At 35.8% G+C, this 8,028-nt stretch carries 2 protein-coding genes and 1 pseudogene; all 3 read right to left on the bottom strand.

Annotated elements, in window-relative coordinates:
* On the bottom strand, window positions 1-3,091 hold a 3,091-nt coding region (locus tag Q4Q55_RS08745; protein ID WP_303372432.1), incomplete at its 3' end, for a C1 family peptidase.
* A 390-nt stretch (window positions 3,092-3,481) separates the two neighbouring features.
* Entirely contained in the window at window positions 3,482-6,856 is a 3,375-nt protein-coding gene (locus tag Q4Q55_RS08740) for a C1 family peptidase (RefSeq protein WP_303372431.1), read from the bottom strand.
* 315 nt (window positions 6,857-7,171) lie between these two features.
* Window positions 7,172-8,028 (bottom strand): annotated as a pseudogene (xerA, locus tag Q4Q55_RS08730) (site-specific tyrosine recombinase/integron integrase); the annotation flags it as partial.

Here is an 8,028-nt window from a genome sequence, read left to right as displayed (position 1 = left end):
ATGTTTTACCATCATATATTGTGATTATGGCGTATTTATTGGGACCTTCTATAATTTTGATTTTAGCCATTCCATTTTTGTCTGTCTTAACGGTTAGTGTTTTACCGTTAATTACAAATATTACTGATTGCCCGCCAACAGCAACTTTACCATCACTGGAAACCAGTTTTGCGGTGAAGTAAGATTCTCCTGCATAATCCACTGCAATATTTTTAGAAACAACTTTACAGTTCTGCAAATCCAATATTACACTTACATTGTTTAGATAAGACTGATTATTATAGGAAGTTGCAATCACATAATTGCCTGGAACTTCATTTATTTCCAGTTTGGCAATACCCTCATTGTCAGTTGTTGCATTAATCGCCTTCCCGTTTATTGTAAACTCAACAGATGCCCCCACAACAGAATGATTATCGCAAGTTAGAACTTTAGCACTGAAATAAGATTCATCTCCGTAAACAACTGAAATATCTGTGTTGGCAGTGACTTTGGAGTCATCTTCTACTGTATAAACCTTCAGACAGGCTACATAATATGGATATAAATCATTTACGACACCATTTTCAATGCGAAATGATTTATTTTCACTTAAATGAACTCTAATTTGACCTGAAGAAGAAACAGGTATACAATTTGAGGTTATTTCTGCAATAAATTCATCCCCCTTTTTAACTGGAACATATTCATTTAACTTGATGGTGTGAAAACCTCCGAACGGAGATACGCCATCCTGCGTTAACATCAGATTGCCGTTTACATAGATTTTCACGGTGTAATTGATGCCGCTTTGATTGAAGTATGTTCCGACAGCTGCAATCAGATCATCATCCTCAGCTTCATAGCGATTAAAACAGGTCAGATTATCCGTTTCATTAGACATTAAGAAATCACCAACCCATACAGTATCATACCCGTAATTCTTATTGTACGGCACTTTATTTTCAAGTATTATTCCAATACCCTGATTAATAATGTAGGATGCTGCAAGAAATGTTTTGTCATAATATGAAATGTAATAGAAACCGCCGTCACCAACTGAAGTTCCCCAACTGTTTTTAATAATCCATGCCCCATCACCCGGCGGAGTTTTAAGGAAATTGTCCTTAGAATAATTGTCATCCCATCCAATAACAGAAACCTCATGATTCAGGCCAGGTGCATCAAATGTATATTGTGCAGATGTATTTAAATTCAAATAGCCCTCTTTATCATCAGAAGTTGCCCAATATCCTACGCTTAATGCTCCATATTTCATGATTGCTGTTTTGATTTCTGTACCGTTTAATACTCTATCATTTGAAACAAATATTACATCCTGAACATGAATGACATCAGAACCTGTTGTTATATATGGTGAAAGTTTTCCAACCTCATCATATATGTCAGTTTCTTCAAAAACAGGACCATACCATCCCACCATATATGATGCAGCAACCCCACCGGTACCGCCTTCATCTAAGTCGGTGCAACCGTAATTGAAGTACTTTAACATGTTATGATGGAGATTGCCTTCAGACAAATCAAGCTCCAGGCCATATGTCTTCAAAATTGCTGATTCAACAGCACTGGTCAATCCAAAAGTCCAGCAGGCCCCCATTCTACCCTGATCCTTTACTGGCGTAAGCCATCCCCAATCACGCAAATCGAATCTTTCCGGAAGACCCACGACAGTTATGGTGTTGTTGACCGGTTCAAATTTCAGTGCCGGGGAATCAACACATGCCGGATAATCTAGAGTCTGATTGGTGATGACGATTTCATTGTCAAATGTATTATTTTTCCAAATACAATTTCCAACATCATAATAAGTGAAAAGAGCATTCGTATTGTTTTCAAAGATGGAATTGGCAATTGCATAATATGTATCAACGGCCAGTATTGCATTACCTGCACTTGCAGAGTTATTGAGGAAACTGGAGTTGTTTATCAAAATATTGTTGTAATCGGAAAATATTGCGCCTCCCAGACCTGGATAATCCTCAAAGTCTTCGACAGCATTTGAATCAAAAACACAATTGTTAATCTCAGCATTTTCCAAAAATGCCAAATACGCCGCTCCACCGTTATGGACTGCACTATTGCTGGTGAAATTTGTATTGTTCATGAAAAGACTACCTCCCAGCTGAATATATGCCCCACCCATCATGGAAGATGAATTGACAAACACCGTATCCAGAATGGTGACCTTGGAATCTATTATATAATCCACATTGACTGCACCTGCATTCTTAAAAGATTTGGTGTTGATAAATTCACAGCCTTTAATATAGACATTGCCACGAGATTTAACTGCAATTGCTCCGGCTGTAATGTTAGCTGTCAGATTGACAAATCTTGAATTGACAACAGTCAGGTTTTTGCACCTTTCAAGATATAATGCACACGCATAAATTGAAGATATGTTTACAAAATCCACATTGTCCAGATTAAATGATGAACTTTTTGCATAAATCTGGCCTCTCATGTTCTGAATGCCTGAAGTCACGAATGTTTTGTAAAGATAAAGATCAGTATCTTCCATATATATTGCTGAACCGGATTCAGCGTAATTGTTGATGAATCTGACATTATTACAGTTGACAGTTCCATTGTAATTCGCTATTGCTCCACCCAGGCCACCTGCATAATTATTTATGAAAGTGACATTGTTCAAGGTAATGCCTCCAGCGGAATATATTGCACCACCCTTGGTGGCATTTCCATTGACAAAAACCAGATTGTTAATTGTAATGTTATTTCCTGTTATATTAAGTATTCCGGACTGCTTATTTCCATCCAGAATATGATTGTTTCCGTTTATCGTGAAATTGCTTTTCTCAATAACAACCGGACCATTGTCGCTTTCATTGCTGAAAGAATAGTCATGCTGCATTTCAAAGGTGTCCTGTGAGTCATCAATATCCCTGTCCAATTGTGTAAATGTCCCCACATTATCCGCCAGTATTTCACTGTTCTGTTGTGTTGATTCAATTTGCATATTGTTTTCACTAGCTATTGCGGCGTCATTCGCATCACTGGCACAAACACAGGTTATGCTCAATAGAAAAATAGCCAAGAACAATATAATCGTGGTTTTTTTGTATTTCATGGTCCTATTCTCCCAATTTTTCATGATAAATATTTTTCAAGAATCTTGTTTTATTCTATACAAACAATCTAAAAGACGATTTTTCTGATTAAAACATTCAATTCCTGCTTAAAAATCTATAAAAGAATATATAAATATATAACGATTTGAAAAATAATGGGCTTATAAACTGATATTTGTCCGCCCAGTGATTTGATTGTGAAAAATGAATCATGAAGTTATTAATGTGGTTGATGATTAATTTTTTTAAATTCCTTAAATTACTATTTTTTGATTTAAAGCGGTTTAATGAAAATAAAAAAATAATATTGGTTGATGATTAAGGTTGATTATTATAATCCTTAACATTAATTAAAATTTAAAAAAATAATTAAAATAGTGCATTTGGCACTATTTTACTTTAACGGTTGTTTTTATTGTATCCTTAAGGTATGTCACTTTGACAGTGTAGGTTTTACCCTTTTTAAGCTTTTTAATAACATTCTTCTTAAGTGTCTTTTGAGCAATTCCTTTCTTGTTGGTTTTAACCTTATAGGTTTTGCCGTTGAACTTGAATGTTACAGTTTTGTCTTTAACCAATTTACCATTGATTTTGAGCTTTGCTTTCAAGGTAAACTTCTTGGCAGTCTTTTTAACAGTGACTTTACTGGTTTTTAATACCTGTTTTACAGTGACTTTATTGTTATAGGTTTTGCCGTTGAATACTGTTTTGATTGTGTATTTACCAGGAGTTTGTGTTATTTTTATTCTTGCGATTCCGTTCTTGTCTGTTTTTGCTGTTATTGCATCACCGTTTAATATGAATATTACTAATTCGCCTTCAACAGCAACTTTACCATCACCGGAAACCACTTTTACAGTAAAATAGGATCCTCCTGCATAATCAACTGCAATATCCTCAGAGACGACTTTACAATTCTTTGAATCCAATGTTACAGTGACATTGTTTTCATAGGATTGATTATTATAAACGGTTGTAATCACATAAGTGCCGGGAGCTTCATTTATCTCCAGTTTGGCAATACCTTCCACATCAGTTGACACATTAACAGTCTTGCCGTTAATAGTAAATCCGACAGATGCACCAGCAACAGGATGCCCATCAGCAGTCACAACTTTAACGCTGAAGGATGAGAGTGATGCGTAATCAACAGAAATGTCAGCGTTTTGTATCACTTTACTGTCGTCACTGACGGTATATGCCTTTATAGAGCAAACGGCATTTTCACTGGAAATGTTCATCCAGACACCATCATATAAGTATTGTGATGCACCTTTCACATAATGCTGCCTTGATTCTTTCAAAACAGGAACTGAGTCTGACTTGATTTTAACAGTAAAGACATCACCCTTATTAATAGGAACATATGAATCCAATTTAACTGTATGGAATCCAAGGAATGGTGCAACACCATCCTGTGTGAGTTTAATCTCATCATTCACATAGATTTCAATAGTATACTCCGTACCAGAACCCATTAAAAAATAAGTTCCGACACCGGCAATCAAATCATCCTTTATCGCCACATAATTATTGCGGTATTCCGTTGCATTACTATATACGCTAATACTACCTAAAATATCATACTGATAATTCATATTATACGCAACTGTATTTTCCAACAGATATGCAAATGACGGACTAACTGTTGATAAGGAAGTGTCATAATAGGAGATGTACTGATATCCATTTTCACCAGCGCCAGTACCCCAGCTGTTTTTAATAATCCATGCGCCTTTTTCTGGAGCACCTGCTATTTGCCTGTTGTCATCCCATCCAATCAGAGTAACGCCATGGTTGATTTGAGGAGTTCCATTATAATACTGCTCAATGTCACCAGAACATGCAAAATAATTAATAAACACACCACCATACTTTAAAATGGCTTCTTTTAACTGATTATTGTCTGTTGCATTTTGACGGGGAGGCACAATGACTACATCCTGGAAATGGATACTGTTAAAGGCTGCAAAAATTGGTGAGATTTTTCCAAGTTGATCATAAACATCATATTCTTCGTCGAAAACACCCAGCCAGCTTAATGCATACTCTGCAGGTACCTGTGATAAACCTCCTTCAATCATATTCTCAACTCCATACCTGTAATACTTCAATGAAACATCCTGCATGTTGTTTTCTGAAAGGTCCACTTCAAGACCCAAATATCTCAATATTGCAGATTCCAATGCACCTGAAGCTCCGAATGTCCAACAGGCCCCCATAGTACCCTGGTCTTTAACGGAAGTCACCCATCCCCATTCACGTAAATCGAATCTGGATGGAAGCTCGGAAATATCAATAGTATTGTTAATCAAGGACAACTTCATTCCTTCAAAATTAGCTATTGTTGCATAATTTGTGTTGTTTAGGCTTATTGAATCGTTGCCGCTATAATTGTTGGTAGCATTATCCAAAACAGCAATGTTCCCGTCAAAAACAGTGCAGACATCATCATATTTTCCATTAATGCCAGTATTTTCTTTGAATGTTATTTCATCCACGTTATAACTTGAATCGTATAAGTAAATTGCACCGCCGTACTGTGCCAAGTTTTGGGTCAAGTTTGAATTTTTCACAATAAGCATTCCCTTATCACAGAATATTGCGCCTCCAAAGGAACCTCTTTGCTCACCAGGATACCATGCACAATTGGCGTTGAATGTTGAGTTTACAACATTGACCCCAACATAGGAAGTATATATTGCTCCACCATCAAATATGGCAAGATTCTCAGTGAAATTGGAATTTGCAACATTAAGGAAACCCCCCAACTGCAATATGGCTCCACCAAAACCTGATGAACAATTTACAAAAGTTGACCTGTTAATCAGGACTTCACCAGTATTTGGATAGTTTGAGCCCATGACATCAATGTATACCGCTCCACCATTCTTGTCGGAAGTGACATTGACAAAAGTACAGTTGTCGACTAAAAGTTCATGAATTCCCTTCAACCCAATGGCTCCTGCGGTGATGAGGGACTCCAAATTAATGAATTTTGAATTCCTGACGATTATGTTTCCGGATGCCCTGATTGCAGTGCTGTAATTGGAAATGGTATCTCTAAATGTTGAATTTAAAACCGTGATCGGAGAATAATTCAGAGATTCATCAATAGACTGGATAAAACCCCATGACAATTCTTTAGAGCTACTCATCAAAGCATTTTCAACACATAACCTACCTGCCTGTACAGTTATAACACCATAAGCAGCGGAGGTTACATCCTTGAATCTATCGTTGAGACTGTAATATTCTCCATTAACAAAAACAACACCATTTTTGGCCGTGCTGTTTTCAATAATCAGGCTGTCAGTTGTTAAGGAAGCCCCTGGAAAAACAGTTATTGCACTGCCTGTAGCCGAATTTGCATTTATAAGAGTAATGTTTTTAATGGTTACATTAGTTGCCCTGATAAAAAATATTCGTGACTGGTTATCTGCATCAATAGTATGACCATTACCGTTAATCACAAGATTATTTTTACCAATCCCAATTCCAAGATTAGGATTATCAGTTTCATTATTGAATTTGTAGTTACATTTGATATTCAATTCACCAGTTGAATTTCCAATTTCATTATTCAAATCAGTGAATGTACCTGTCGATTCGGTTTCTGTATAAATTTCTTCGTCAACGGTTTCTAAAGTATTGTCCTCATCATCAGAGACAATATCCTGTGAAACCGTGTCGTCAGCGCTGACTGCGCCCACCATAAGAATAGCCAGTATTAAACTAGCTATAAAAACATGTTTAAACTTCATTTTATCCACATTTGATATCCGGTAAATGCATATTGTAATTTATACTAATGTATCATATGCTAAAAAATGTTTTATATCATTCAAACAATCCATGAAATACTCCCATTTTGTTTAAAACTTATAAAACATGACTAAAAATCTATCAACGAATATATAAATATATAACTGATTTGAAGAACAGAGAGCAGATAAACTGATATTTATATACCTATTTATTTAAAAAGCATGAATGTATTAAATATATTCCAATCATAGAAAAATTAATCCTCTCTCAATTATTGCCGACATGGAATTTTTTTAACCATGCAAAGAAAATCATCCTATGAATTTCCTATGAGATATCTTCACATTGTTTTGGTTCACCATAGCATATTGCATGGTTGTATCAATCTGTACATGACCAAGCAGTCTTTGAACCTGTTCAATAGGCATTCCTTTATCAATTGCATTAGTGGCCATTGTTCTTCTAAACTTATGCGGATGTATCTTTTGATTTTAGCTTCGTGGCCAAGTTTACGCATTCTTTTTTCAATCTATGGAATTCCTAGCCGTTCATAAGGTTTTCTGAGTGACACGAACAGTGCAGGACTATTATCATTTCTTGACTCCAAGTATTTTTGAAGGTGAATTTTTGTTTTTGCATCAAAGTAAACTATACGTTCACTGTCACCTTTGCCCAATACTACACATTCCCTTTCACTAAACAGAACATCATCAATATTTAGATTTACAAGTTCACCCACACGTATACCAGTTGATGCTAAAAGTTCAACCATTGCCAAATCCCTGATGTTATCACATTTGTCCCTTAAGACTTCAAAATTCTCATCGCTTAAAACATCTTTCACCACCCTTTTGGTTTTAATCCTATGAATTCTTCTAACGGGATTTTTTGAGATATATCCCTCATCCTCAAGCCAGCTGAAAAAACTAGACAAAACTCGCCTGGTATTGTCAATTGTTGATTTGGATGCGTTACTCTGATTTTTATATTCTGCTAAATATTTTCTCAAATCATCTGTTGTGATGCTTTCAATTTTAAGATTAACTGACTCCAACATCTTGAAAATCGTGTTCCTATAATAATCAATGGTTTTTTCAGAACATCCTTCAATCTGTTTGGCTGAAAGAAAAGACACCAACAATTCATGATTTTCTTTTGATTCATCAAC

The organism is Methanobrevibacter sp. (genome assembly GCF_030539555.1).
GTDB lineage: Archaea > Methanobacteriota > Methanobacteria > Methanobacteriales > Methanobacteriaceae > Methanocatella.
This window is presented reverse-complemented; position numbering and strand designations above follow the sequence as displayed.

What these genes read in the sequence shown, in the direction of transcription:
- Q4Q55_RS08740 (WP_303372431.1), bottom strand. Translation starts at nt 6,856, where the DNA reads ATGAAGTTTAAACATGTTTTTATAGCTAGTTTAATACTGGCTATTCTT.